Raw genomic sequence first — 26,739 nt, forward strand, 5'->3', positions numbered from 1 at the left:
AATGCAGCAAAGAATTTTGGGCAATAGCAATATCCTCGTCTCTTCGATCGGACTGGGAATTATGGGAATGTCTCCAGGCATTTACGGGGAGACTAACGACGAACAGTCGATCCAAACGATCCATCGCGCTTTGGACATTGGCGTCACGATGTTCGATACCGCGGACGTGTACGGGAACGGGCATAACGAAAAGCTGCTCGGCCGTGCTCTTCAAGGGCGCCGCGAGCAAGCCGTTATCGCCACCAAGTTCTCGTACACCCCAAATTACGAGAGCATCAATGGCCATCCTGATTACGTTAAGAAAGCAGTGGAGGATAGCCTTCGCCGTTTGAATACGGATTACATCGATCTATACTACCAACACCGCGTCGATCCGCAAATCCCGATAGAGGAGACGGTCGGAGCGATGGCAGACTTGGTCAAGGCAGGCAAAGTTCGGGCGCTCGGCCTGTCCGAGGCTTCCGCTTCCATCATTCGCCGCGCTCATGCCGTGTATCCGATCTCCGTGCTAGAGAGTGAGTATTCGCTCTGGAGCCGTGACATCGAAGAGGAGATACTCCCGACCGTAAGAGAGCTGGGGATTACCCATGTGGCCTACAGTCCACTGAGCAGGGGCTTTATCTCCGGCGAGCTTCGCACTTTCGAGGATCTGGCCGCCGACGATCTTCGCAGATGGATGCCGCGGTTCCAAGGAGACAACTTCCGGAAGAACATTGAGGTTGTCGGCAAGATTAAGGAGATCGCGATGGAGAAGAACTGTACACCATCCCAATTGGCCATTGCCTGGACGATTGCCAACGGGGCGCTGCCTATCCCGGGTACGAAGCGTATCAAGTACCTGGAGGAAAATGCGGCCGCGGCTGATATCCTTCTCATGAAGGAGGACCTCGAACGAATCGATCAGGTCAGTCCCAAGAATGTCGTTCACGGCACGCGTTATATGAAAGAACAGATGACGCTGCTCGACGGCTAGACTCTAATCAGAAGAAGCAGTGGTCCACGGGCTCCGTGGACCATTTTCACCGATTAGGGTATTTTCCCGCGTGGGTGTCCGATTGGCGATGCAATTTTGAAGGACTTGAACAGTAGTAAATTTGTAAATGTAAAAACACAACTTATTTTTTTGCATCTGCAAAAATGGGGAATATAATGTATGCCACTAAATGTCAAAAGACAAGAATATGTAGTCATTAGAATCCACGTAAATCGCGTTTTTTTTATTTATAGATATATGTTCTTGTCCAAATCGAAGGACAAGAACATATATCCTTTACCGAAATGGACAAGAACATGCATCCTTGAAAACTGGGACGGATGGGTTATTCTATTCCGTGAAGAATTCCTTCTTCCTGCTTCACTTACGTTGAGTGAACTGAATTTAACGTTTGATATTGGAAGAGCGCCTCATAGTTTGACTTTAAATAATACAGAGCTGCATCGGGCAATCACTTTAATAGAGCAAATGGTTCAAGATTCTTTAATTCAAGTAGCCAAAGAGGATGTTCATATGTTGTTACGCTATCAGCTTTATGCATTCGTAGCCTGGCTCAACATTATCCATAAACAAAAAAATATCCCTACTACTTCTCAGGTCTCACAAAAGTTTTTAAAATTTCAAGAATTAGTGGAGAAAAATTATGCCAAGTTAAATCATGTTAGTGACTATGCCGCCCTTTTAAATTGCACAGAAAAAACATTAACACGGGTTACGGTCGCAGCTGTTGGAATAAGTGCTAAAGCTTTCATATCAGCTCGAATTAGTCTCGAAGCTAAACGTTTATTAATGCATACAGATTACTTGATTAGCGACATTGCAGAAATGCTGAACTTTCAAGAAACTACTCACTTTAGTAAATTTTTCAAAAGGGAAACTGGCTATTCGCCTGTAGAATTCCGAAAGCAGAACCTTTAATGATTTGTTCTACAAAAGGGAGTGATACTGTGATACAAGGAACATTATTTGATAATGAACATGATCGACCATTGGCCAATCGTGTGCGTCCTCAATCGTTGGAAGACTTTATAGGTCAAAAACATTTACTTGGCCCTGGAAAAGTTCTGCAAGATATGATCAAAAATGATCAAGTGTCTTCTATGATATTTTGGGGTCCACCAGGTGTTGGCAAAACAACACTAGCTAAAATCATTGCCAATCAAACCAAGTCTAAGTTTATTGATTTTAGTGCAGTAACTAGCGGTATTAAAGAAATCCGAAATATAATGAAAGAAGCTGAGGAAAACAGGAAATTAGGGGAGAAAACCCTATTATTCATTGATGAAATTCATAGGTTTAATAAGGCACAACAGGATGCTTTTCTTCCGTATGTGGAGAAAGGGAGCATTATTCTCATCGGCGCGACAACCGAAAATCCATCGTTTGAAGTTAACTCAGCCTTGTTATCTCGTAGCAAAGTTTTTGTACTTCACCAACTAAGCAGTGAAGATATTGTTGAATTATTAAAAAAAGCGATCTTGGATCCTAAAGGATACGGAGAACAAAAGATAGGTTTAGAAGAGGGCGTACTTTCTGCTATCGCAGAATATTCAAATGGAGATGCCAGGGTGGCATTAAACACCTTAGAAATGGCTGTGCTTAACGGAGAGAAACAAGGTGAATATATTGAAATTAGCAAAGAAGGGCTGCTACAAATTATTCATCGAAAATCACTTTTGTATGATAAAGATGGAGAAGAACACTATAATATTATTTCCGCATTGCATAAATCGATGCGAAATAGTGATGTAAATGCATCTATTTATTGGTTGTCTCGAATGTTGGAATCAGGTGAAGATCCTTTATTTATTGCTCGTAGGCTAGTTAGGTTTGCAAGTGAGGACGTGAGTTTGGCAGACAATAGGGCTTTAGAAATCGCTGTTTCGGTGTTTCAGGCATGTCAATTCATAGGAATGCCAGAGTGCGATGTACATCTAACACAAGCCGTTATATATCTGACCCTGGCTCCCAAATCGAATTCCGCTTACTTGGCTTACCGCTATGCGAAAAAAGATGCCCTACATTCCATGAGTGAACCTGTTCCTTTGCAACTTCGGAACGCTCCAACGAAGCTTATGAAAGAGCTGAACTATGGTAAAGGGTATCAGTACGCCCATGACACAGAAGAAAAGCTAACAACGATGCAGACTATGCCAGATTCCCTGATCGGACGCGAATACTACCATCCGACAACACAGGGGTCTGAATTCAAAATTAAACAAAGGATGGAAGAAATTGCAGCATGGCACAAGAAAAACAACAATCATGAATAGCTTTACAGACAGGAGAATACCAAAATGAAATTAGAAGAAATCGTAGAATACTGTTTATCTTATCCAGCCTCATATGAGGATCATCCTTTTGGAGAAGGTTGGACAGCTATACGCCACAAAGGAAACAAGAAGATCTTTGCGTTAATATTTGAAAAAGATGATCATCTTTGCGTTAACCTGAAATGTGATCCTGATCGATCTGATTTCCTTCGAAACGCATTTAAAGAAGTTAAGCCGGGATATCATATGAGTAAAGAGCATTGGAATACGATTATCTTAGATGGAAACCTTCCGGAGGATGATCTTCACGATATGGTAAAACATAGTTTTGACCTGACGAAACCCAAACGTAAAGTGAAAAAATAACTTATATAGATATGTAATTCAATCTAGTCAGGGCAGATACTCTTTGTTAATGGACATCATGAAAAATATGAGTGCTGGCAAGCTGGAGATGATGCAGAGTATACTAGAGATAATTGGCTTGTGGTTGCTACTCCAAGAGATGGTATTGCCACATGGGCACCCGAATCTTCAACTAACGGGGACGATAGCGCTATGACACCAAATATCACGGAAACGGGATAGATGGATGAATAGACCTTGTACGATTATGTCGGAGGACAAGTACATAGTCCCATTGAAAGTCGCTATTTTAGAGGCTATTTTATTTTATCAGTACAAGTTCTTGTCCCGAGTCGAGGACAAGAACTGACCGATTGCCGAAAAGGACAAGACTAAGAGAAGTGATAAATAAATTCAGTTCGATAGTATTAAACAAATTATTTCCAGAATATATAGTGCATAAGCCTTATCGATGATAAAATGAACTTATTACCAAAATGGGATGTAAGAGCTAAGTCAAACTACGAACTATATTTAAATAGTTCGCTAGAATAAAAAAGGCTTTCAGTCTTCACAAATACATATGTACAAAATACGAGTTTTGTGAATAAGTAGTGTTATTAAAATATAGAACCGGCCCAACCCGGCTCTTTGATCTGATTTATCTGCTTTTTACTTATCCATATTATTTACGGCTTTTCGCATCTCTTCATCCGTTAAATGCGTATAAATCATCGTAGTTTGGATTGATGAATGGCCCAGTTGGTTTTTTAGTCTCGGTACGTCGTTGTTTTCTTGATGATAACGTGTCGCAAAAGAATGTCTTAACGCGTGTACCGTTAACGCCGGTTTGCCGAACGCTGCCGCATATTTTTCGATCAGCTTCTCAATGGCTCTTGGCGTCAGCCGGCGGTTTGTGCCTTTGCGGCCGATTGGCGCCGCCAAAAACAAGGAACTTTCCGATTTGTCCGGCGCATATCTTGCTTCCCGGATGCTTAGGTAATTTTCCAGGTCCGCTAAAGCTTGTTCGCTAAAATACACGTATTGTTCTTTATTTCCTTTGCGGATTACCCGGACCAATCCTTTGTTCATGTCCAGATCGCCGATGTCGGTTCCCGCAACTTCCGATAAGCGTAGTCCGGATCCAAGTATCAAGGACACGATGGCGGTGTCTCGTTCGCGGTTAAACTCATGGAAACGAAAAATCCGCTTGTTGTCTTTGTTTTGCGCGCCAAAATCATACGCCACAAACTGCCGGAACCGTTCGAAATCATCGTCTCGCAAAATTTTCCCTTCAATCCGGTTGGCCATCGTTTCCTGGCTTTCTTTAACGGCGTTAAATTCTATTTTGGCCATAACATTACGCTGAATATACGGCTGTAAATCGTCGGTTTCTGCTTTGTTTTGCAAATAATCGAACAACGATTTTAACGCGGACAGTTTGCGGTTGATCGTATATTTGTTGTTTCCCAAACGGTACTCCAGATGGGAAAGAAAATTTTCGATCTCGCGAACCGTCAATTTTTCCAAGCTGGGTAATTCAACGTCTTTGCGGCTTGCGGCTGCGAACTTTTCGGCAATCAGCCAGTCAAAAAAGATGATGAAATCATGACAGTAATTCAGCAGCGTCGTCGGCGACAATTTGCGTTTGCGGCTATCTATGTATTCGGTCACGTACCAAGGCAGCTCACTTAGCTTTTCATCGATACGGTTCATATAATGCGCTTTTAACGTTTTATCCATGTCGGTTCGTCACCTCCTAAACCAAGCATAATTCATTTATAATTATTCGTCAAATTATTATTTTACGTAATTATAAAAAATCCTGCAGCTGGACTAAAAAGCTCATGCCCAGCTGCAATCATATTAATTGCTCGTATATTTTACCCAGTCATATTCAGCGTACAACGGATTCGCTCCATTATAAGAACCTAACCAGTCATCCACTCCGGTTCCGTTCCATAGATTCATCATAATTTTGCCTGGCGTACTCGGAATATTCGCGGTGGCGGTATGTTTCAAAACACCGTCTACATACCATTTAATATACCCTGGCTGCCAATCGAAAGCATAGGTATGGAAGCCCTTTGATGCATCAAAGCCAAGAGAGATAACCTTTTCATGACCGCCAACCCCATTGGTATAATAGTTAAACTGCACTTTTGTCGTGTCTTTTCCTAGAAATTCGATATCTATTTCATCCCATTGTGTGCCATGAGCAGGTCCTGTATACGTGAAAAAGGATGAGACAATTCCTGTATTTTTGGCTGGCTTCATACTGACCTCGTACAGGCCGTATCCGTAAATGTTCGTTGATCGGTACTCCGCGCAGTCAAATTTGTTGTACGCAGAACTCGTTAAGCCCAGCTTGAGCTTTCCATCATTCGTAAAATTAACATTGTTGGCACGCCATGTGCAATTGAACACCCCCCCATTGGAATACCCATCTGCCTTTTCCCATGTACTCGGATTAAAATAACTTAATGGTTCCCAGAACACACTCCCCGCTAAAGCGCTTACAGAAAAAATCAAAGAAAACGCAAATGTGGTCACCAGTGTAAAACAGGACTTCTTTTTCATAATACACCTCCAAAATGATTTTAAATATGAACGAAGTTATGGAGCCACGGTGTTGGAATATTTTACCTGGGTAATTATAGTATATCGCTTACATTGAAATGTGGCAACCTGTAAATAAATACCCGACCAGTTCCCTGATACCAGTCGGGTTCTAATCTCGCTTTTTACTTTTTCCCGCCCACCATAAAATACAAAAACCAGACAGCATGATTTTGTTCATCGGAAACCGTACGTTTAAATAGTTCCTTGATATAGGGATCGTGCGCTTTATCTGCGATTTCCAGGTACTGGTCAACCGTTTTTTGCTCATCCAAAAAAGCGCCGATCACTCCCGACCGGTAATCGGCCGGGCACCGTTCCGTTTGCCGCGGAGTCGCTTGCGTGCCGGTTAACGAAGCATAGAGTTGCAAGAAGCTGTGATAGTGCCGAATTTCGTCTTGACGGATTTCCATAATTCTCCTCTTTATCTCTTCATTCGGAGCCATGCCGGCCAATTGTTCGTAGCAGATGATCGCGTTGTATTCACCGTTTATGGCGCGTACGATATCAGGGATTAAATTTTGGTCCGCAGAGACGCGAAACGGATCGTAAAAATCGAAATCATAGTGCAAACTAACCTTCCCCTCTCGCTCTATTCAACCCTAGGCTATGCAGCCTATAGGCATTTGGTGCAAGGTCCGCATAAAGGAAAAGTCCGCGCTGTTTTTCCGCATCACTTGCTACCGTTCGAACATGAACATGCTCCGCTGAATAAAATTTAGATATATAAAGATGTAGGTGATGCGATATGCGAAATAAGGGCGGTTTGACAAGCTGGGAAGAATTTGAAAAGAAAATGCTGGAGCAATTTCCGTTTTTGCCGAAAAATTTCACCCAGGCGAATCCCGCCAAAAATCTCTCCTGGGTAGGCGACTATGTCCAAAAGCAGCTTCAAAAGTCCATGCCAGCCGATTTTAAAATCCCTATCTTCCATGACAATGCGGGGAATTATGAACTTCACGAAACACACCGAAGTTTAATTGTCCGGTTGCCTGTTTCGGACCATTTCGAATTAGACCATACAAAGATCTCGGTAAATCGCAACAAGCTGCGGATTGTTTTGCCGTCCGGGGAAAAACAGGAAATCCAGCTCAAAAAACAAGTGAACCCTAAACAAACCCGGGCAAAATACAAGGAAGGCATTTTGGAGATCCAGATGCCTAAGATGCCGGAGTCCCAAAACTTTCACGATGTCTTTGTCGAAAGCGAAAACGAGGAATAGAAGTTTGGATGAGAATGCCCCGTTGCACAGCGCAACGGGGCATTCTCATCCGGTTGTTCCCAAGTTAACTTCAAAGTTTCATGCCTCATACCCGTCAAGCAGCGTTCCTCCATACGGTTCCAGCGCCCGGCCGCAAACCTTGACGAGTTCGCACGGATCGTCCCGAAGATACAGCGTTTCCAGCCCTTTCTCCAATTCCCCCGCCGTTTCAGGAGCGTACTTTTGCAAATACCGGAATAAGTGTTTCCCTTCCCCAAGCCATTGTTGGTTGGCGCGCAGCAGAAACTCGCTAAATAAAATAAGCAGCTTGCTGGCCACAAACCATTTTTCGCAGCGTGGAACTTGGCCCTGCAAATCCGTGATTTTTTCGGAAATCTGGTATCTGGCGAAATCCAGTTCTGCTTGCGACCAAGGCATCGGGCCATACTGCAGATCGTTTTCTGCTTCTTCGATAAATTCCAGGCCGCTTTCCCGCGAAACCAAAACAACGCCTCCGGCTACCAGTCTCTGCAACGTGGGGTTGGCGGTCTGCACCCCTAAATCGTAGTATTCCCTGTAATTTTCCGGCGTAAGTACCGTACACTCGATGATCCAATCCATGAAAGAGCTTACCCTATGAAAATAACCCGGGTCCTCCTTTTCAAAAACAACGATATCCAAATCCGAAGCCGCGTCATGCTGGTTTATGCTGGCGCTGCCGCCCAATACCGCTAACATGCAATCGGGATAATGCTGAGACACAAACGTCTGGGCCGCCTCCGCCGGCGAACTTCGCATATAATTCCCCTCCTCCCCGTATCAATAAATTGTATGAGCGAACGAAGCAGCGTAATCCTTTTTAAGAAAGCCTTACATCACAAGAAAGGAAGCGTACCGATGTTTGCGACAAATTGTCAGGCGCATGCGCATGCGTTTTATGGATCGACATCCATCAATTTAGGCCATCGTCATAATGTCCGGTTTTTTACTTATCCTGTTAATGGAGGCCCAAGTGACTGCCACTTTCATCGTTTCCAAGGAATCACTTACACCCGGGATCAACATTTCCATCGATTTAACGGCTACACCGGACCGCCCGTTTATTTACCTGACGGATCACATTTTCATTGGGTTGACGATGTTGTGGATGACGAGCCGTTCGAATTTAGAGGCCAATATTATATCACCGTGACAGGCATCCCGCGGCATCGCCACAGTTTTCAGGGGCGAACCGGTCCCCCGCTGGGTTACGAACCCCCCAGTTGGTGAAAGTAATCGATATATTTATCCGTCGCTTGCAGCAGATCATCCTTTAAACGCCGCTCAACCTGTTCATGCTGTTCATGACCGTTTGCCCCCTCTTGCAATTGAGCCATATAAAAGGCAAGCCGGTCCTCGACTTGCCGGATCATATCGTCCATGATGTTTTGCAGCTGTTCGGCCGTGAGGGTCATATTGCGGTGATTAGCTTTCTCGGCCAGCAAGGAGGCGATGTCCTCTTTTATGTATCGTTGCACTTCGACTTTGATCGTTTGGACGGACGATTTGCTCGGATCGTCAGGGTCCTGGCCAAACGAAACGTCCTCCGTTTGTTTGCCGGCTACCGATAGATCTTCAATCGTTCCTTGATCATTAGGACTGATTCCGATAATGAGGGTGCCGTTCAGATTTTCTACTTTCAACTGCTCAAAATTGTAATCTATCTTTTCAACATGTTGTCTCGGCATGGATTGCAAAGCCTCAAACTGCTTCTTCAGCGCCGAAATATCGTTTTCCAATTGAAACAATTTATCGTACTGCCAGCGCAAGGCATGATTGATTTGATCCAGCCAATGATTGGGGGGATGTCCCGACAAATGCCCCTCCTCCTTTCTTTTTCTTTATCAATGTATGCCAATCCATCGCCCGTCTTGCAATAAATTAGCTACATGGGAGGGATCATCAGACCGGTTCAATTAATCTCTTGGGATAAGATGCCTGATGTGCTTGGTGCGATTCTTCGCGTCAAGTATGGCGGTATTGCCGATTTGCAGCCCGGAGGAAGTTGATATCCCCAAAATATAGAGATTGTTCACGTTGATGCAGGGGCTTTTGTTCTTTTGCGTAAAAATGACTTCCTCATTGATTTCTTGGGAGGGAAACGGTTGAAAGAACACGGGCAGCTTCTCCAATTTCCCCTCATCCCCCCAAAAGACGGGAATTTGGCGTTGCAAGGCGAAAACTTGCGAATCCGGAAAGATTCCCCAGACATCTCCCACATGTACAAAAGAAGAATAAATTACGAAGGTGACTTTCATCTGATTAACGCAGGATATCCGCATCATGTCTACCGTGCAAAAGGCACAAGCGGCCCGATAATGAGGGATTCCGGCGGAGTGTCAAATATGGAGGAGAGCCGAATAGAACCGGTGTCCCCAATCAAAACGACCGATGAACTGCCCACTGCCACGATCTTCATGTTGTCTACCATGATTTTATCGTTTGTAACATCCAAGCGAATTTTTTCGTTCATCTTTTTCACACCTTCCGCATTGGCATTCAAAATCGGTTATTACCGCCCGGTGGCAAAAGGGACCACCGGTCCCGGCAAAGCAGCAGGAGCGGTTGGGGCTGCCTCCGGGGCGGGACCCGTAAACCCTCCGGTATTGTACAGATTGGATAACGATTTTATGATCCCGGCTGTTCCGATTTGCAAAACTGAAGAATTTGAAATTCCGTTAATCCGAAGGCACTGAATCGAAATGGTCTGCTGAACATGTATCATTAGGCTAAGGTCCCTCCCTTGGTGACCGAACTATCGACAACAGCGGGGTCAATGGTTAGGGTCGTACTCAAGCCGCTGTTCGTAACCGGAAAATCCCCGGTATTAAACGATCCCGAGCCCGCAAATGTTTTCGTGGCCGTCTGCGGGGAGATAACCAGCGTATCGCCAAATTGCACCACTCCACCGGAGCTGATGTTAATAATCTTTACATTTCCAACGATTGCAGGCATCAGTTAAACACCTTCTTCCTCCACTTCGTCCCGCAGCTTAAAGCCGAACTGTTTTTCGGGCTAGGTAAATAACCATTTCCTCAGTCTCTTCATCATATGGAGCAAAGCGTCATTTCGTTACGGCTCATCATGCATCATAAATAACATAACGAAAAAACCGCCCCACAGTATATGTGGAACGGTTTTGAGCTTTCATCGGACATGCCGGCCTATTCATTCAACGCGGACATAATCATCAGCACCAAATCGCTGCGGGTGACTTGTGCGTTTTCTTTCAGTTCCAACCCGCTTAAAGCCTTCCCCGACGCCGCGGAAATTACGGCTGCAGCCTCTTTGACGATCAAGTTTTGTTCAGGCCGGAAAGCGGTGTCGGCGAAACCGTCCGTATACCCCGCTTGCTTAAGCGCGGAAACGGCAGGCAATGCCCACGGCTCGATGCTGTCTTCATCGGAAAATCCGGTTTCGGCTGCCGCGTCGCCCAGATTGAAGGCCCGGCTCACCATCACCGCAAATTCGGCGCGGGTTACGAGCCCATTCGGACGGAATGTGCCGTCGCCGTAACCGTTGATGATGCCCGCGGACTCTGCCCGGGCAATCGCCGACTTGTTGGGATCGTTAGCGATATCCGTAAACCGGGAAGCGACATTCTCCGCCGCTTCCCCGCCGGCCTCGCCACTGCTTCCTGCTTCGGCCGGAAGCGCCGCTCCTTTCAAATCGGTGATGCGGCCTTCCGCCTTCAGGTTGACCGTACCCGCTTTATCCAGGTATTCGCGGAACACTTCATAATCGACCAGATTCAGCTCGTAGAAACGGCCGTCGTCCTTGGCCTGCTTCATCGAGTTGTAGAAATCTCCGCCGCCGGCCATATAGGAGTTGGTGGCCACGATATAATAAGCCTTCGGATCGATGTCGGCGTACGTGCCGTCTTCATTTTGAATTTGTACTTTCACGATGCGTTGTCCGGATTGCGTTTTCTCCCCGGTCACATCATCGACGACTTCAGGCTGCTTGGTCGAATCATAGTAGAAGCGCATGCCCGAAACCTGCGGAAACCGCCCTTCACCGTTTTCGACGCCGCTTACGCCGTTCTCCAACGCCGCTATGATTTCATCGCCGGTCATCTTGAGCGCGGTCAGATTGTTGCCGAACGGCATCGTCGTCAGCAATTCGCCGAGCGTTATGTCGCCGGCATCGATCGAAGCGCGAATCCCGCCGCCATTCTGAATCGTCACATATCCTTTGACACCGGGTTCCTTGACGATGCTCATCACTTTCGACCGCATGCCGTCGGCCACCAGGTCGCCCAGGTTCGTCTCCTGCTTGCGCGCGCTGTTGCGTTCACCGTCTAGGGGAACGTCCGACTCGCCGACAACGGTTTTTTTCAGTTCTTCTAGGGGGGCGGCGTATTCGGCCAGCTTGGCTTCCGCTTCCGCATTGCCCTTAATGGCATAATTGCCGGCATCATCCTTGGCATTAAGGTCGATCAAGCGGCCGTTCCATTCCTTCAGTACGCCCTTGTCGTCAAACGTCACATCCAGTTGGCCCAAATGCTCGTCATATTCGCCCGTTTGTACGATCAGCGTCGGCTCCGTATCGGCGTGGCGCACTTCGGGAACATCGAGCTGCGTATGGGAGTGGCCGCCGACGATGATGTCGATGCCATCAACCGCTTCCGCCAGCTCCTGATCGACCGTATAACCCAGATGCGATAATACGATAATTTTGTCGATGCCTTCCGCTTCCAGCGCATCCACCTGCTTTTGCGCGCTTTCCACTTCATCATTGAACTTAATGTTGGGCCCCGGCGAAGAGAGCACGGAGGATTCCGGCGTGGTTAGGCCGATGATCCCCACCTTCTCGCCGCCGATTTCCTTGATCACGGCCGGATAAATCTTCCCTTCTTCCCCGGGTTTTCCTAGCCCGCTGTTCGCCATGGGGCTTAATGCCGGCTCTGTGCCGAAATTGAGGTTCGCGCTTACGAACGGGAACTTGGCCTGCTTCACAAATTCGGCCAAGGCCGCAGGACCTTTATCAAACTCATGGTTCCCGAACGTCATGGCATCGTATTTCATTGCGTTCATAAAATACAGGTCCGCGAGGCCGCTAAACTGATTAAAATAGAGCGTTCCCGAAAAGACGTCGCCCGCATCCAGCAGCAGGGTATTCCCCGTTCTTGCTTCCTGTACGGCCGTGACGCGGCGGCCGATATTGTCCAGATGGGCATGCGTGTCATTCGTATGTAACACCCTAAGCTGGAATTCCCCCGAACCGTTTGCGTTTTCGGCTGCACTGACTGTTCCCCAGGCCGTACCGGTCGTAAGTCCGGCCGCAATGACAGCGGCCGCAAAAAACTTGCCGAATGACTTGTACCCCAACTGCATAAAGCCAACTCCTCCTCACCCCATATTAGTTGCACTACATAATAAATATAAGTTCAATAGATTTGTATGTAAACAATTTAAACCAATCATGCGAATACCTTCGGATGACCATAATCAGGAAAGATGTTATACTGAGTGTAAGCCCCTTGCGGGCTTATTTTCTTTAAGGAGGACTGCTTGTATGAGAACCATTGACATGGTCACGCTTGGTTGGGAAAAACAAGTTGGGGGTGATATCTACTATGAGCCCTAGTTTTAAAGCCCTCGACGGAACCAGAACGCATTTGGTGAACCAGCTCGTATTTTTTGACGAACAGTACCCTTTTTTTGCGGATACTTATCTATACGGAATGCCAAGCCGCGATCGGAAAATGATAGACGACCTCCTGCAAAAATACACCGCCCGATTGATATCCATGCTAGCGGCCGATGATACTGCGCTGCAAGATATGCTCCATCAGGTCGTTCTGATTGGAAGTGGCGTAAAAGTGGAGTTTGAGGAAGACGGTTCAACGGACCTGTTCACTGTGGTCTATCCCACGGAAAGCGACCCCGACAACAACCGGATCTCTTTTATCTCCCCGATCGGCAGGCAACTGCTTTGTGCGGAATGCAATTCTCCCCTTGTCTTGGAGGTTCCGGACGGAACGCAGCGGATTCATGTCCGTGAAATAAAATACGCTTATATAGGCGGATTTCAAGATGAATAACGATCACGATCACGCCTTTTAATCCATTCCCCCGCCTTCGCGCGGGGGATATTTCCAAAAAGCGCTCAGCTCAACGCGTTCAGCATAAACTCATAGATGTCCCGGTCGCTTAATACTTCGTCATCGGGAGTAACGATTTGTTGAACCTGCAAGCCGTACTTCAACGTGGCAAATAGCTGCGCAACCTTGTTGGCGTCGATGTGCGCGGGAATAACCCCATGCCGCTTGCCGACTTCAATCCATCTTGCCGAATTGCGGATCGCGGTTTCGTGATAGCGCCGCAGAATGTCGTCCACGGCGGGTTTATCTCTTTGGCTGAGCAAGTATATGAAGATCAGGTTGGAAACACTGTCCGGACTGGCGGCATGCTGCATCCTGCCGGACACCAGGTTCAGCGGTCCCTGGATTTCGGCGGGTTTGCCGGCGGCTTGAGCCACCGATTCGAAAAAAAGCTCATTCGTTTTCTCGAATCCGGATTCAAGGATTAAAGCGAACAATTCGTCTTTGCTTTTGACATAATGATAAATCGCTCCTTTGGTGAGCCCGCTCCGGACGGCAATATCCTGCAGCGTGGCGGCCCGGCAGCCTTTTTCCAAAATCATTTCTTCCGCCGTCTCCAGCAGCAGCTTGAGCGTAGGGTTCATCGTTTTATCATGCATGGTCAAATACCTCCAATTCATAAGCGGTGTTTATTCCGACGGTTGAAGTCCCGGAGAGGCCTGCTTCTTCACCCGCTTTACGTAACGAACGGTCCACCAAATCGTCACACCCACGATGCCATAACTTGCAAACGGCGACACCGCCAGAAATGACGGAACGGATAAAATGTACACCAACCCCACTTTGACAACGGCTTCCAGCACAAGAGCAACCCCCCACACGGCGGTAAGCAGCCGGAAAGTATGGCGGAACCTGGGCAAATGTCTCCACTTTTCTTCCATATTCGCATCCCGCCCCGTAAACCGCTCGGCAAAATAATAAATTAACGGGCGCTTAAGAAGCAAAGAGAGCAAAAATAGGAGTCCCATGATTCCCGTTACATACGATTCCCTCAGCAAAATAAACCTCTCGTCCCCGCCAAGCAGCACGGCAGCAACGCCTAAGATCAGGCCGATGAAAATAAAGGCGGAAAACATATCCGCTTTTCGCGTTTTAATCAGACTGTACAGCGAATCAACCAGCGGAACGACGGAGGCGGCCGATAGCGCCCATAAACTGCCGGTATGTTTAATGAGCAGAGTGTAAATCAGATAGGGCAGTACAACATTTACGGCTAATGTGATGATGATTTCTTTTCGCGTATGGTTCATCTTGGTTGAAGTCCTTTCTTTAACGTGAGTTTGACGGGAATATTTCATACCTTCGGTAGGTATCTCAAATTTTACATACCTTCGGTAGGTAGGTCAAGTGTTTTGTTTTGAGTTTGCATAACATCGCTATGGCGAGGGCAACTTATGTATGATTGAAGCCTATTCCCCAAGTTTGTGATATTTTGCATTCCAGGAGGTCTTTAGTATGAACAGTCAACGCGCTAAAGAAATCGTCGCTTCGCCGACGATGGTAAACGTAACCTGCGATGGGGTTCCGATTTATATTCAGCATGTGGACGAAAAAAACGAAACCGCCAGAATCTATCCTTTGGACGAGCCGGAAAATGAGAAGAACGTGGCTCTTTCCCAACTTCACGAGCATTAATAAGCAGGAGGCGATGCGCGATGCATCCCTCCTGTTTTTTAAGTTAACATAACTATATTTATGTAATCTTTATTGGCGGCAGCTCCCACAAACGCTAAAATAACAGTCACCAGATTTTTGGCAAGGTTTTCTCCGCGCAAAACAAAAGAGTTCAGCCGATGTATCGGCGAACTCCTTTGTTGATCTTCGGCTGCATCCCGCCCTCCTGGGGCCCTTCGGTCCAAGTGTCATCCCGCTGGAAGGCCCTCCCATCCTAAAATTAGACTGGGAGGGGCAGTTTTGATTGGAAAACCTAACTCAAAAAGCTTGAACGCTCTCCTTCTGATCCAGAATAACGGCGTTAACGCCGTTCAGAAAAGCCTGGCCGCTTGCTTTGATAATATCGGTGTCCATCGCCCGGCCGACATACGTCTTGCCTTGAAAATCAAGCTGGATATTCACCCGGCCTACCGCTTCCTTCCCCCGCGAAATGCTGTTGATTTTATAATGCGTCAAATGAACGTCCAGACCGGTCAACGTTTTGATCGCCGTGTATAATGCATCGATCGGACCGTCCCCGACGGCGCTGCCCTTAAGCTCTTCCCCATTTTGCATAAGCACCACGGCCGCGGTTGGGCACAGATCATTCGTCACGACCTGGAACGACCGCAATTCGAACAGCCGGCTCGCGTGCTCCGCTTGTTCCCGTTGATCGTTCAGCAAGTAGTACAGATCGTGATCGTAAACCTCTTTTTTCGCGTCGGCCAGGGCCAGGAATTTTTGAAACACGATCTCAAAGGCGTCGGTATTGGACGTATCGAAGCCCAGCTTCGCGATCGCATGTTTGACTGCGTGTCTGCCGGAACGTGCGGTCAGCACCAATTCCATGCTTTCCGCCCCAACGTCTTCGGGAGACATGATTTCATACACTTGTTTATCCTTGAGCAATCCGTCTTGATGGATGCCGGAGGAATGGGCAAACGCGTTTTCACCCGTGATCGCCTTGTTGGCCTGCACGTCGAGCCCTGTCAAATGCGTCAATAGTCTCGACGTCCGGAGCAGTTCGGTCGTATCGATGTTCGTGCTGCAGCGGTACAGCGATTCCCTGACCTTCAGCGCCATGACCGTTTCCTCCAGAGAGGTATTCCCCGCCCGTTCTCCCAAGCCATTGATCGTGCATTCGATTTTTTCCGCGCCGTTTTTGACCGCGCTCAAGGTGTTGGCCGTGGCCAGCCCAAGGTCGTTGTGGCAATGCACGCTCAGTATGACCTTGTCGTCCAAGTTTTTCAAACGGTCGTGGATTTTCCGGATCAGTTCGCCATACTCCTCCGGTATCGCATATCCCACCGTATCCGGAACGTTGACGATCGTGGCGCCGGCCCGTACGACCGCTTCGATCGTTTTCCATAAATACTCGAAGTCCGCCCGCGAGGCGTCCTCCGTCGAGTACTGCACCTGCGGCAGCAGCGTCTTGGCGTATTTGACCGCGTCGACGCCCATTTGCAGCACCGCCTCCTTGGAGCGGTTGAACTTTTTCTCCACGTGTACGTTTGATGCTCCGAGCACAATATGGATCAGCGGTTCCTGCGCGATCCGGACGCTCTCATAAACGGCGTCAATATCGCTTTTCACCGCCCGGGCCAGCGCCGTGATGCCGACGCTGTCGCCCATGCTGCGGGCGATTTCCCGAACCGCCTGGAAATCCCCTTGCGACGAGGCCGGGAACCCGGCCTCGATAATATCTACACGGAGGCGCTTCAGCTGCTGGGCAAACTCCAATTTTTGCTGTACGTTCAACTTGGCCCCAGGGACCTGCTCACCGTCTCTTAAAGTCGTATCGAGCACGATAATTTTGCGGTTCATCTGAAATTCCTCCTTGATCATTCGGTTATTGGGTTATGCAATCTATGTGAAGCGGGGCTGATTAAACCCGGGCTTTAACCAACAAAAAAACCCCGTCTCTGCAATAGAGACGAGGTTTATCCCGCGGTACCACTCTAATTCATTTCACGCTCTGAAATGATCTCTTTCGATGGCCGACACCATCTATCCTTGTAACGGCGGAATCCCGGCTCACCCTACATATCAGGCAGCTGTTCATAAACGAGTTCAAAATGATGAGCGCTGCCGTTTCTCACCAACCAACGGCTCTCTGAAAGGTTCGATCATTTTTACTATTTCTAATCAACACATTTGCTCGTATGGAATTATAGGTAATTATATGCACCCCTGGGGCCATTGTCAACCGCCTTTTCTGGCCCGTTTGCGGAAATTGTGCATGCGCGGAGGGGCAGATGGCTTGTTGGTACATATACTGCATTAGATTTTAATTAACGCCAAGGAGATGGAACCCCTTGAAACGGAAAAAGAAAAAAGTCAAAGTCAAACAATTTATTCCCACTCAAATGAGTCAAAGTCCCCTCTCCCCCACCCTTTTTAATCCTGGGCCGCAATTGCCCGGTATTTTCGGGCCGTCGCAGCCGTCATCGGGCCCTCCCGCTTCGTCCGGCTTCGGCTCCTTATTTAAGGGTTTGGGCGGATTGGACGGCATTTTGGGCACCTTGGGCAAAGTTCAAAAGATGGTCGGGATGTTCCGGCAGTTTTACCCGCTCATTAAATTATTTTTCCCCAAAGCGGCGACGGCAAGCGTAAGAAATGGCGGTACACCCCGCCGCCGGGCCGTAAAACAAAGAACAATCAACAAACGGAAGTGACTTCTGACAGGTCAGAAGTCACCCTTTTCTCTAAAAAACCCGTGTACGGAACACCTGCTGCCTTGATGTTCCGCACACGGGCGGTAAATCCTAAATCCCGTCATAAGCGCTGTCCTGGTTTAAGCAGATTTAGATCCAGGCAGTCAAAACAATTACCAAAAGGATGAACAAAACGAGGATAACTCCGGTGCTCGTAAAACCGCCGCCTGCGAAACACGACATCAGTGATGCCCTCCCTTCGTTTCAATCTACTTAAGCATATGACTTTAGCGGTACGTTGGATTGGTTATAAGTCCCGGAGCCGAAAAATAGGGCTGTTTCACAAAGCGGCGTTTAAGCATTCATCCATGAGTTCCAAGCCTGCTCGGATTGCACCTGAACATGCATATGCCGTTCGGCCTCACCCCAGGGTACGGAATAGGACTGGCCCTTTGCGCAAAAAATGGAGGATGAGGTATAGGCCGGATCGGCGTTTTTATCGTAGTTTTTAAGGCGGATGACATCTCCGGGATTATGGCAGGCTTCATAACCGCCGAATTTCAGCGAGATGACACCTTTGCCGTGCGTCATTGACGCCAAAACCGTACTATAATCCATAAAGGAGGCGACGGGAACGACGCCGGTGATCGTTGCGGAACTTCCCGTCAACTCAGGAGGATCAAACCGGCCATGAGCCTGCTGGATATCGGTCAGCACCTTGCCCAAATGCTCCGTGTCCACTTTGATTTTCACGTGGTATACCGGTTCAAGCAGTACGTTTTCCGCCTTTTCCAAGGCCTGTCTGATTGCCCGGAAGGACGCTTCCCGGAAGTCTCCCCCGCTGGTATGCTTGTTATGCGAACGGCCGGTTATCAATGTGATCCGCACGTCCGTGAGCGGCGAACCGGTCAAGAGCCCGTGATGCTCCTGCTCCAGCACATGCTGGCCGATCAGGTTCTGATAGCCCGCCGCCAGTTCGTCGGGATGGCATGCGTTCACGAACGCGACGCCGCTGTTTAGCCCCGTCGGCTCTAGCCGCAAATGCACCTCGGCGTAATGGCCGAGCGGCTCGAAATGCCCGCAGCCGTATACCGGCTTCGCGATCGTCTCTTTATAAAGAATTTCCGGCTGGCCGAAAGACACCTCAAAACCAAAGCGCTCCCGCACCACCTGCTGCAAAATTTCAAGCTGGACCTTGCCCATGACGTGAATATGCAGCTCCTGCAGATGCTCATCCCAGCCAGTCCCTAAAGCCGGGTCTTCCGCATCCAGCATTTGAAACGCGCGGAGCACTTCTTTGATGTGCAGCGGGGGAGCGAACAGCACTTTGGATTGCAGGGTCGGCACAAGCTCGAACGGGGCGGCGTCATGAATAGCGCCGACGCCTTGGCCGGGAAACGCCGAGGTTAATCCGGTCACGGCAAACAGCTCGCCTGCACTAATCGAATCGGCTTGCGCGTAACGCTGCCCGTTAACCTTTTGGATCGCCGTAATTTTCTCCGCTTTGCGGGCTTCCCCCGTCCCGTATTCCACTTCGCCGCGCACCGCCAATACGCCCTGCAGCGCTTTAATGAACGTAATCCGCGCCCCTTGCCCGTCGTGACGGATTTTATATACCCGCCCGGCAAAAGGGGCCCCATCGTCATAAGCGGCAACCGTCAGCTGATCCAGCCGCTCGAGAAAAACGTCGATGCCGAGATCCAGCAGCGCCGACCCTTTCAGGCACGGAAACACCTTCCTGCCGCGAATCAGGCTGATCAGATGGCCGGTCCATTCCTTGTCGTTCAGCGTCCCTTCGAAATAAGGTTCCAGCAGCGCATCGTCCCGTTCGGCGAGCCAGGCTTTCAGCGAATCCTCCCAATGGTCCGGGGTAAAGACGGCAACATCCAGCGCGTCACCGGTCAGCTGCCGGCGGATGTCCGCCAGTACGCGTTCCGGGTCGGCCCCCGTACGATCGATTTTATTGATGAAAAAAAACGTCGGAATACCGTAAGCGCGAAGGAGCTCCCATACCGTTTCCGTATGGCCCTCCACACCTTCCACCGCGCTGACGATAATGACGGCGTAGTCCAATACTTGCAAAGCGCGTTCCATTTCCGCCGAGAAATCGACGTGTCCGGGCGTGTCCAGCAAAAAATAAACGGAATTCCCGTACGTCATTTCCGCCTGATCGGCAAACACGGTGATGCCGCGCGCCTTTTCGATCTCATGGCCGTCCAAAAAGGCGTTGCGGTGATCCACTCTTCCCCGGCTGCGGATCGCCCGCGTGCGATACAACAACGCTTCGGCAAAAGTCGTTTTGCCTGCGTCGACATGGGCCAGCAGGCCGATCGTTTTGTTCAACGTGCATCCACCTCTGCTTTCGGAACCTGTCGTCCGTTCTATCTATTAGTTTTTAAAGCTGTGGATCGGCGCCGGAATGCGGCCGCCCCGCTCGATGAACGGCGCGCAGCCAAACGAGTTGACCGGCATGATCGGCGCATAGCCAAGCAAACCGCCGAATTCGACGATTTCGCCGACATCCTTGCCGATCACCGGAATGATGCGCACGGCGGTCGTCTTGTTGTTCACCATACCGATCGCCGCCTCGTCGGCGATAATGCCGGAGATCGTGGCTTTGCTCGTACTGCCGGGGATCGCGATCATATCCAGCCCGACGGAGCAGACGCACGTCATCGCCTCCAGTTTCTCCAGCGTCAGCGCGCCGCGCTGCACCGCTTCGATCATGCCGTGGTCCTCGCTGACCGGGATGAACGCCCCGCTGAGTCCGCCGACATAGGAGGAGGCCATTACCCCGCCCTTTTTCACGTTATCGTTCAATATCGCCAGCGCGGCCGTCGTGCCCGGCGCTCCCGCTTCCTCCAAGCCCATCGTCTGAAAAATTTCCGCGATGGAATCGCCGATTTCCGGCGTCGGCGCCAGCGACAGATCGATGATCCCGAAAGGCACGCCCAGCCGCTTAGACGCTTCCTGTGCGATCAATTGCCCGACCCGGGTCACTTTGAAGGCCGTCCGCTTGATCGTTTCGCACAACGTTTCGAAGTCTTTGCCCTTCACTTCCTCCAAAGCCCGCTTGACCACGCCCGGTCCGCTGACGCCGACGTTGATGACGCATTCTTGTTCGCCCACGCCGTGGAAAGCGCCGGCCATAAACGGGTTGTCCTCGACCGCGTTGCAGAACACGACCAGCTTGGCGCAGCCGATCGAGCCCCGGTCCACCGTTCGTTCGGCGGTGCGCACGATGATGTCGCCCATCAGCTTGACGGCATCCATATTGATGCCGCTGCGCGAGGAGCCGACATTTACCGAGGAGCACACCCGCTCCGTCACGGCCAGCGCTTCCGGAATGCTTTCGATCAGCAGGCGGTCGCCGGCCGTGAAGCCTTTTTGCACAAGCGCGGAAAAACCGCCGATGAAATTGACGCCCACCTCTTTGGCCGCTTTGTCGAGCGTTTCGGCGACCGGCACATATGTATCGGTTTTGATACCGCCTGCGGCGATCGAGATCGGCGTCACGGAAATCCGTTTATTGACGATCGGAACGCCAAACTGTTTTTCCAGATCCTCGCCGGTTTTGACCAGGTTCTCCGCGAGGCGGGTAATTTTGTCATAGATTTTCCGGTTGAATACATCCATGCTTTCATGAGCGCAGTCCATCAAACTGATGCCCATCGTAATCGTGCGCACGTCGAGATTCATTTCCCGGATCATCGAGTTCGTTTCCTGCACTTCCACGCGTGAAATCATGTTTTTCTCCCCTTCCCGTTCCTTAGATGCGATGCATGATATTGAAAATATCCTCATGCTGCAGCTTGATTTCCACGCCGATGGACGTCCCCAACTGCTGCAGGTCTTCGACGAGAAGCTCAAACGATTTCGACGGCGCCGAAATGTCCACGATCATCATCATGTTGAAATACCCTTGAATGATGGTCTGCGATATATCCAGAATGTTGACGTTATGATCCGCCAAATATGTACATACCTTCGCAATAATGCCGACTTTGTCCTTCCCGACAACCGTAATGATTCCTTTCATACGGCGTTCCCTCCTTTGATTTATGAATCCGCCGCTTCTGCGCCGGGTCCAACCGCTTAACCGCTTCGCTTATTATGGCAAAAGATAGCGGAATCTTCAATGAAAAAATCCGCAAAAAAACTCCCCCTGACGGGCTTTCGCGGATGGTTGCAAACACCAAGCTGCTCTTCTCCGCACAGGGGCGCGAGCTCCATTATGAGTTGATGACGGTCGCTCCCTATATTATTTTGATGGAGTTGCAGGAGCATTTAAAAAACGGCCGCCACAAAACGGTGATCAACACCTCGTCCGCCGTGACAAATATGGCGAAGCCGTTCGATGCGGATTCGCCGGACCGCCCGAAAACGTTCCGCAAGCTGTTGGGTTCTTACGCCACTTCCAAGCTGGCATTGTCGCTTTGGACGCAGGCCGCAGCTCCGGAGTTCGCCAAGGAAGGAATCAAAATCCGCAGCGTCGACCCAGGCAGCAACAACACCGCGCGAAAAAGCAAAAAATCCGGTTTGCCATGGTATGTGAAACCGATGATGAAGCTGTTTTTCCAGCCGCCGTCTTACGGGGCAGGGCGGTTGTACGACGGAGCGTTTGGACCATACCGCGATCTTGCCGGCGTGTATTTGGAAAAAGGCCAAGTTAAAGAATTAAATTACACCGAATTCGCGCAACAGGTGCTGAACAAGGTCAAAACGGTTTATGAGCGGGAATATCTTAAAAGTGAATGAAGACCGGCTAACAGAGCAAGCCTCCTTTTCCATTCCCGGATCAGGAGGCTTGCTTAACACGCTTAATAGGCGGTCCACCCGGCATCCGCGGTGATGACGGTGCCGTTCACAAAGCTGGAATCGTCGGAAGCGAGGAACAACGCCACTTTGGCGATTTCCTCGGCGCTGCCTAATCGCGGATTAATAGCCATGCCAAGCTGTTGTCTGGAAGCGCCAAACGGATTGATATTGGTCATCGAAGCCCCGATATTCGTTTCCACGCCGCCCGGAGCGATCGCATTGCAGCGGATGCCTTTTTGAGCGTACATGAACCCGGTGTTTTTGGTAAATCCAATCACGGCATGTTTGGAAGCGGTGTACGCCGCGCCTGCACGTGCTCCGTACAACCCTCCGGCGGAAGCAACGTTGACGATCACGCCGCTTTCCTTTTCCAAGAAGATCGGCAGCACTTTCCGGGTTGCACGCATTACGCTTGTCGTATTGACGGCAAACACCCGCTCCCACTGCTCATCCGTGATGTCGCCGGCCGGCTCGAAATTATCCATGATCCCCGCATTGTTCACCAAAATATCAACCGTGCCGAAAGCTTTAACGGTCGCATCCACCAACTGCTGAATGTCTTCTTCCACGGCGACGTTTGTTTTCACCGCTTGAGCCGTCCCGCCTGCGGCTGTAATCCGTTCAACCGTGGCGTTCGCGCCCTCCAAATTCAAATCCGAGACCATGACCTTGGCGCCTTCTTTGGCAAACAGCAGTGCGATTTCTCTGCCCATTCCCGATGCGGCTCCCGTTACGATGACTGCTTTGTTCTCCAATTTCAAAGCGCGTTTCCTCCAATCGTACTATTAAAATTTTAAATGTTTTCAATCATTATTATGATACCCATTCCATGGGCATTTCCATCAGCAAAAAAGAGACTTGCTCCTTCGCGGAGCAAATCTCTTTTTCATTTCTATTATGGAGTTTTAAAAAGTTTGCCATGAAATTGCTCAAGCCTGGCCAGGTACTGCTTGTTCAGCAAAGCAAACAGAACGGCGTCAACAAATTGATTTTTCTCGAAGAAACATTCCTTCAAATAGCCCTCTTCATGAAAACCGATCTTCTCGAGCAGGTATCTGGAACGAATATTGTCCGGGTCGATAAAGGCTTCAATCCGGTTTAAGCCCAAATCCTCAAAGCCAAAGCGCAAAATTTCCTGCAGCACCTCGCTCATCACGCCCTGTCGCCAATATTCCGGATCCAGCTCGTAGCCGATTTCCGCCTTATAGTGCTCTTGAGACCAGTTATGGAAGCCGCATGTACCGATGACCCGGTCCCCTTCCGATTTGACCGTGATCGCCCAGCGAAACCCGCGGCGCTCCAAATACCGGATGTTCCAGTTTTGGATCAGCTCTTCGGCCTGCCGGAGACTATCAAACCGATCCAAGTCGTAATATTTCGTAACCTCGTCATTGGAAAAATACTGGAACAAATCCCCGGCATCTTCCGCGGTCAATTTGCGCAAAATAAATCTTTCCGTCTCCAGCTGGGGGAACAGCTTCACGGCAACCGCTCCTTTCCTATAACATTGCATCGTATAATATTATAGGTGAGAAGCCTTGCCAATTGAAAGAGTCAAATCATTCGGCCTGGTCAATCACTAGTTTAATGCCGATGCCGAACGGATCGGTAAGTCTGATTTCCCGCCCTTGCTCGTCCCGTTCATAGGCCGCTTTGGCATTCGCCAACCGGCTTTCCACGGCCCCTAGGGCCGCAAGGTCCGGCAGCACCGCCGCGAAATAACGCAGCCCGACCGCGTCCTCCGGCGACGGGGGAGCTCCGACGCCGGCCCAGGTATTCAGGCCGATATGATGATGGTATCCGCCGGCGGACACAAACAGCGCCGCCCCGCCGTAATGGGCGGTAATTTCAAAGCCGAGAATTTGGCAGTAAAACCGCTCCGCCTCGCGCAAATCGCCGACATGAAAATGAACATGGCCGATCTGCGTTGCCGGCGGAAGTCCCCTCCACTCGGCTCCTTCCGAAACGGCAAGCAAACCATCCACGTCCACCGGATCAGTCGACATGATATATTCGCCGCTTTCGTCACGCCGCCAGGTGTCGCGCGGCCGATCGGCGTAGATTTCAATGCCGTTTTGGTCCGGATCGTTTAAATATAACGCTTCGCTCACCAGGTGATCCCCCTGTCCAACGGGAATTCGGTATTTGATCAGATTGCGCAGCGCCAAGCCAAGCGCGGTCCGATCCGGTACCAGGATCGCGAAATGGTACAGCCCGGAAACCGACCGTTCCGGCATAACCCGATACTGCCCGTTAGCTTCCAGGTACAACAGCGGTGTTTTCCCGTCGGCCGTGAGTTCGGCTACGTTTCCGTTTTGCTTCAGTACGCTCAGGCCGATCACTTCCCGATAAAAGGCCACCGACCGGTCCAGATCGCGAACTTTAAGATAGACGCTGCCGATCCGGGCAGCGGGATGAATGGATACGTGCTCAGACAAAATGTAAATTCCTCCTATACGCAAAGATTGGTGTGGATACGAAATGCTCTATTTCATGCAATATAGTGTAACCGGTTTGGTTACATGATAGTTATGTAATCAGTATAGTTACAGGTGAACCGTGTGTCAACGAATACTTGCCGGTTTTGGCTGCGCATATAAAAAACGTCTGCCAGCGTATTTTCAAAGAAGCCAGGCCGTTTAGCGGTAGTTTTTCTTGCGTTGATAACGTTCGTGTCTCGGTGTTCCTGCCTGCTGCCTACCTTTGCACGATTATCCCCTTCGTTAAGGAGCAGGGATTGGGGCCAGAGCAAGGGTTCCAAAAAAAGCGTGAAGAAAAAGAAAGGGGGGAAAAATGAGGCGGTTTAGGTGAGATTTTCGGCTTGATAAGGGAACGTGTGTTTGGTATAATGAAATAAATGGAACTAATGTTCGTATATTCTTAATTCGGGGGAGAGTAAACATGGAGATCAATGCGGGCACGGAACTTCAATCATTCAGCAGCCGTTTTAACAGCGAGCAGGACTGCATGGAAGCGCTAATCGCGATGAAGTGGCCCAGCGGCTTTGTCTGCCCGCGCTGCGCTCACACCCGGTGCAGCCGTCTGACCTCCCGGCATATCCCCTTGTTCGAGTGCGGAAAGTGCAAGCATCAAACATCGCCTTTGGTCGGCACGATTTTTGAAGGAACGCATCTCCCCTTGGTGAAGTGGTTCCAGGCCCTGGAGTTATTCCTGCTTGAGGGCGGCATCTCAGCGCTGCGGCTGCGCAAGGAGATCCGTGTCGCCTACAAAACCGCCTGGTTAGTGCTGCACAAAATACGTCATGCCGTGGGGGAGTTCGATGCCCGGGAGCTGCTCTCCGGAGACGTGAAGGTGAACAGCGATCAGTATGGGCGTAATCCGTCCAGGTGTCAGCTTTCGCATCCGTACGCCTCGGCGGTCGTAGCGGGATGCACGGTCACGGAGTCGGGCGAGCCGGAGCAGGTTAAAATCCGCCTGGTGCCGCATAAGCGGGGAGGCGAAAAAAGGGCAGACCGTCACGATCTAACCGCGTTCATCAATGGGCATGTGGATGTCCGTACATCGGCGGTACAGCTGTTCCCTCAGGCCTTTCGGCTGTATGCGCCCTTGCGGAAAGTGGTGAGAGAGGCGTGGGAATCGCTGAAGAGTACGTATGGAGCCTTGGAACTGAAGCATCTGCAGGCGTATCTAAACGAATACACCGGACGCCGCCGGCTGCGCCTGCAAGGAAGCCGGCTCGGAGCGGAAGAAACGATGCGGCAGAAGTTGTTGCAGATGTGTGTAGCGGTGCCGGTGCTTCCCTACCGCCGGCTGATCGCGCGCCAACCGCATCAGCCCCTTGAGGCTGCGGCCTGATAGAAGTGCTTGAACGTTTCAGACGTTGCTGCAAACGGATCCAGGCTGCGGCAAGATCACGGTCTTTTCATTTTTTTCGGTGTCTTGCCCCATCCCTCTCGTCAGGCCTGCTTTACTTCTCCTAAACCTCCTTCTCCCAAACCTATCTATTGATCTAGAACAGGTCTGCTTCTCAAAACATATCTACCGATCCCAAAAGTATCCTTTCCCCAATATATCTC

31 protein-coding genes and 1 other annotated feature are annotated in these 26,739 nt (G+C 49.8%); of the genes, 11 read left to right on the top strand and 20 right to left on the bottom strand.

Going from position 1 to position 26,739, the window contains the following annotated elements:
- The first annotated feature begins 1 nt into the window (after window position 1).
- From DYE26_RS06185 to DYE26_RS06200, 4 genes are all read left to right on the top strand, one after another.
- On the top strand, window positions 2-973 hold the full coding sequence (locus DYE26_RS06185; RefSeq protein ID WP_036622965.1) for an aldo/keto reductase: 972 nt from the start codon (window positions 2-4) through the stop codon (window positions 971-973).
- A gap of 180 nt (window positions 974-1,153) precedes the next feature.
- Complete coding sequence (locus tag DYE26_RS06190; RefSeq protein WP_240534133.1) at window positions 1,154-1,912, top strand: helix-turn-helix domain-containing protein; 759 nt, start codon at window positions 1,154-1,156, stop codon at window positions 1,910-1,912.
- A gap of 29 nt (window positions 1,913-1,941) precedes the next feature.
- Entirely contained in the window at window positions 1,942-3,267 is a 1,326-nt protein-coding gene (locus DYE26_RS06195) for a replication-associated recombination protein A (protein ID WP_036628160.1), read from the top strand.
- Window positions 3,268-3,291: 24 nt separating this feature from the next.
- Window positions 3,292-3,633: an MmcQ/YjbR family DNA-binding protein gene (locus DYE26_RS06200; protein ID WP_036622966.1), complete on the top strand. Its 342-nt coding sequence runs from the start codon at window positions 3,292-3,294 to the stop codon at window positions 3,631-3,633.
- A 651-nt stretch (window positions 3,634-4,284) separates the two neighbouring features.
- Here the strand turns inward: DYE26_RS06200 and xerS are convergent.
- The 3 genes from xerS to DYE26_RS06215 all read right to left on the bottom strand — a co-directional run bounded on the left by xerS (window position 4,285) and on the right by DYE26_RS06215 (window position 6,803).
- The gene (gene xerS, locus DYE26_RS06205) at window positions 4,285-5,355 is read right to left on the bottom strand and encodes a tyrosine recombinase XerS (RefSeq protein WP_036622967.1); all 1,071 of its coding nucleotides are present in this window, start codon (window positions 5,353-5,355) and stop codon (window positions 4,285-4,287) included.
- Between the two features lie 123 nt (window positions 5,356-5,478).
- Window positions 5,479-6,192, bottom strand: coding sequence for a beta-glucanase (bglS, locus tag DYE26_RS06210; protein ID WP_036622969.1), 714 nt, complete (start codon window positions 6,190-6,192; stop codon window positions 5,479-5,481).
- A 164-nt stretch (window positions 6,193-6,356) separates the two neighbouring features.
- Entirely contained in the window at window positions 6,357-6,803 is a 447-nt protein-coding gene (locus DYE26_RS06215) for a ferritin-like domain-containing protein (protein WP_051985443.1), read from the bottom strand.
- 245 nt (window positions 6,804-7,048) lie between these two features.
- Between DYE26_RS06215 and DYE26_RS06220 the strand changes: the two genes are divergently transcribed.
- On the top strand, window positions 7,049-7,453 hold the full coding sequence (locus DYE26_RS06220; protein WP_127463462.1) for an Hsp20/alpha crystallin family protein: 405 nt from the start codon (window positions 7,049-7,051) through the stop codon (window positions 7,451-7,453).
- Between the two features lie 78 nt (window positions 7,454-7,531).
- Here DYE26_RS06220 and DYE26_RS06225 read toward each other — a convergent pair whose 3' ends face one another.
- Window positions 7,532-8,230, bottom strand: a complete 699-nt coding sequence (locus DYE26_RS06225) for a hypothetical protein (protein WP_036622971.1) — start codon at window positions 8,228-8,230, stop codon at window positions 7,532-7,534.
- Between the two features lie 99 nt (window positions 8,231-8,329).
- On the opposite strand from DYE26_RS06225, the gene DYE26_RS06230 reads away from it, so the two are divergent.
- The gene (locus DYE26_RS06230) at window positions 8,330-8,701 is read left to right on the top strand and encodes a YmaF family protein (protein ID WP_082207772.1); all 372 of its coding nucleotides are present in this window, start codon (window positions 8,330-8,332) and stop codon (window positions 8,699-8,701) included.
- On the opposite strand, the gene gerPC is transcribed toward DYE26_RS06230, so the two are convergent.
- The 6 genes from gerPC to DYE26_RS06260 all read right to left on the bottom strand — a co-directional run bounded on the left by gerPC (window position 8,680) and on the right by DYE26_RS06260 (window position 12,807).
- Entirely contained in the window at window positions 8,680-9,288 is a 609-nt protein-coding gene (gene gerPC / locus DYE26_RS06235; RefSeq protein ID WP_051985444.1) for a spore germination protein GerPC, read from the bottom strand. The two genes, DYE26_RS06230 and gerPC, sit on opposite strands and share 22 nt — an antisense overlap.
- Window positions 9,289-9,387: 99 nt before the next feature.
- On the bottom strand, window positions 9,388-9,756 hold the full coding sequence (locus tag DYE26_RS06240) for a spore germination protein GerPE (RefSeq protein WP_082207773.1): 369 nt from the start codon (window positions 9,754-9,756) through the stop codon (window positions 9,388-9,390).
- Window positions 9,757-9,758: 2 nt separating this feature from the next.
- Window positions 9,759-9,902 carry a spore gernimation protein GerPD gene (locus DYE26_RS06245; RefSeq protein ID WP_082208052.1) on the bottom strand — a complete coding sequence of 48 codons (144 nt, stop codon included), beginning with the start codon at window positions 9,900-9,902 and terminating at the stop codon, window positions 9,759-9,761.
- Window positions 9,903-9,983: 81 nt separating this feature from the next.
- Window positions 9,984-10,196, bottom strand: a complete 213-nt coding sequence (locus DYE26_RS06250) for a spore germination protein GerPB (RefSeq protein WP_082207774.1) — start codon at window positions 10,194-10,196, stop codon at window positions 9,984-9,986.
- Window positions 10,196-10,426, bottom strand: coding sequence for a spore germination protein (locus DYE26_RS06255; RefSeq protein WP_036622978.1), 231 nt, complete (start codon window positions 10,424-10,426; stop codon window positions 10,196-10,198). Before DYE26_RS06255 ends, DYE26_RS06250 begins: the two co-directional genes overlap by 1 nt.
- A 209-nt stretch (window positions 10,427-10,635) precedes the next feature.
- Complete coding sequence (locus DYE26_RS06260; RefSeq protein ID WP_036622980.1) at window positions 10,636-12,807, bottom strand: 5'-nucleotidase C-terminal domain-containing protein; 2,172 nt, start codon at window positions 12,805-12,807, stop codon at window positions 10,636-10,638.
- Window positions 12,808-13,049: 242 nt separating this feature from the next.
- Here DYE26_RS06260 and DYE26_RS06265 point away from each other — a divergent pair, with 242 nt between their 5' ends.
- Window positions 13,050-13,517: a GreA/GreB family elongation factor gene (locus DYE26_RS06265; RefSeq protein WP_036622982.1), complete on the top strand. Its 468-nt coding sequence runs from the start codon at window positions 13,050-13,052 to the stop codon at window positions 13,515-13,517.
- A gap of 65 nt (window positions 13,518-13,582) precedes the next feature.
- Here the strand turns inward: DYE26_RS06265 and DYE26_RS06270 are convergent, their stop codons facing one another.
- The gene (locus tag DYE26_RS06270) at window positions 13,583-14,176 is read right to left on the bottom strand and encodes a TetR/AcrR family transcriptional regulator (protein ID WP_036622984.1); all 594 of its coding nucleotides are present in this window, start codon (window positions 14,174-14,176) and stop codon (window positions 13,583-13,585) included.
- Between the two features lie 30 nt (window positions 14,177-14,206).
- Window positions 14,207-14,827, bottom strand: coding sequence for a VC0807 family protein (locus DYE26_RS06275; protein ID WP_036622985.1), 621 nt, complete (start codon window positions 14,825-14,827; stop codon window positions 14,207-14,209).
- 205 nt (window positions 14,828-15,032) lie between these two features.
- Between DYE26_RS06275 and DYE26_RS06280 the strand changes: the two genes are divergently transcribed.
- Window positions 15,033-15,212, top strand: coding sequence for a small acid-soluble spore protein H (locus tag DYE26_RS06280; RefSeq protein ID WP_036622986.1), 180 nt, complete (start codon window positions 15,033-15,035; stop codon window positions 15,210-15,212).
- A 297-nt stretch (window positions 15,213-15,509) separates the two neighbouring features.
- Here the strand turns inward: DYE26_RS06280 and DYE26_RS06285 are convergent, their stop codons facing one another.
- The gene (locus tag DYE26_RS06285) at window positions 15,510-17,054 is read right to left on the bottom strand and encodes a 2-isopropylmalate synthase (protein ID WP_036622988.1); all 1,545 of its coding nucleotides are present in this window, start codon (window positions 17,052-17,054) and stop codon (window positions 15,510-15,512) included.
- A 102-nt stretch (window positions 17,055-17,156) separates the two neighbouring features.
- Window positions 17,157-17,388 (bottom strand) — a binding site (T-box leader).
- A gap of 157 nt (window positions 17,389-17,545) precedes the next feature.
- Here DYE26_RS06285 and DYE26_RS06290 point away from each other — a divergent pair.
- A complete protein-coding gene (locus tag DYE26_RS06290) occupies window positions 17,546-17,905 on the top strand; it encodes a hypothetical protein (RefSeq protein WP_036622989.1) in 360 nt (119 codons plus the stop codon).
- A 129-nt stretch (window positions 17,906-18,034) separates the two neighbouring features.
- Here DYE26_RS06290 and DYE26_RS34050 read toward each other — a convergent pair whose 3' ends face one another.
- From DYE26_RS34050 to DYE26_RS06310, 4 genes are all read right to left on the bottom strand, one after another.
- A complete protein-coding gene (locus tag DYE26_RS34050; RefSeq protein WP_082207775.1) occupies window positions 18,035-18,127 on the bottom strand; it encodes a sporulation protein YjcZ in 93 nt (30 codons plus the stop codon).
- 111 nt (window positions 18,128-18,238) lie between these two features.
- On the bottom strand, window positions 18,239-20,227 hold the full coding sequence (locus tag DYE26_RS06300; RefSeq protein ID WP_036622991.1) for a GTP-binding protein: 1,989 nt from the start codon (window positions 20,225-20,227) through the stop codon (window positions 18,239-18,241).
- Between the two features lie 45 nt (window positions 20,228-20,272).
- Window positions 20,273-21,628, bottom strand: a complete 1,356-nt coding sequence (locus DYE26_RS06305; RefSeq protein WP_240534234.1) for a PFL family protein — start codon at window positions 21,626-21,628, stop codon at window positions 20,273-20,275.
- 25 nt (window positions 21,629-21,653) lie between these two features.
- Window positions 21,654-21,923, bottom strand: coding sequence for an ACT domain-containing protein (locus DYE26_RS06310; protein ID WP_036622993.1), 270 nt, complete (start codon window positions 21,921-21,923; stop codon window positions 21,654-21,656).
- A 143-nt stretch (window positions 21,924-22,066) separates the two neighbouring features.
- On the opposite strand from DYE26_RS06310, the gene DYE26_RS06315 reads away from it, so the two are divergent.
- The gene (locus tag DYE26_RS06315) at window positions 22,067-22,642 is read left to right on the top strand and encodes a Rossmann-fold NAD(P)-binding domain-containing protein (protein ID WP_124332127.1); all 576 of its coding nucleotides are present in this window, start codon (window positions 22,067-22,069) and stop codon (window positions 22,640-22,642) included.
- Between the two features lie 62 nt (window positions 22,643-22,704).
- Here DYE26_RS06315 and DYE26_RS06320 read toward each other — a convergent pair whose 3' ends face one another.
- The 3 genes from DYE26_RS06320 to DYE26_RS06330 form a co-directional block, all read right to left on the bottom strand.
- Entirely contained in the window at window positions 22,705-23,463 is a 759-nt protein-coding gene (locus tag DYE26_RS06320) for an SDR family oxidoreductase (protein WP_036622995.1), read from the bottom strand.
- A gap of 134 nt (window positions 23,464-23,597) precedes the next feature.
- Window positions 23,598-24,185, bottom strand: coding sequence for a GNAT family N-acetyltransferase (locus DYE26_RS06325; RefSeq protein WP_172531694.1), 588 nt, complete (start codon window positions 24,183-24,185; stop codon window positions 23,598-23,600).
- A 76-nt stretch (window positions 24,186-24,261) separates the two neighbouring features.
- Window positions 24,262-25,140 carry a VOC family protein gene (locus tag DYE26_RS06330; protein WP_036622996.1) on the bottom strand — a complete coding sequence of 293 codons (879 nt, stop codon included), beginning with the start codon at window positions 25,138-25,140 and terminating at the stop codon, window positions 24,262-24,264.
- Window positions 25,141-25,603: 463 nt separating this feature from the next.
- On the opposite strand from DYE26_RS06330, the gene DYE26_RS06340 reads away from it, so the two are divergent.
- On the top strand, window positions 25,604-26,518 hold the full coding sequence (locus DYE26_RS06340) for a transposase (protein ID WP_115311185.1): 915 nt from the start codon (window positions 25,604-25,606) through the stop codon (window positions 26,516-26,518).
- The last annotated feature ends 221 nt before the right edge of the window (window positions 26,519-26,739 follow it).

The sequence above is a fragment of the Paenibacillus macerans genome (assembly GCF_900454495.1).
GTDB classification, from domain to species: Bacteria; Bacillota; Bacilli; order Paenibacillales; family Paenibacillaceae; genus Fontibacillus; species Fontibacillus macerans.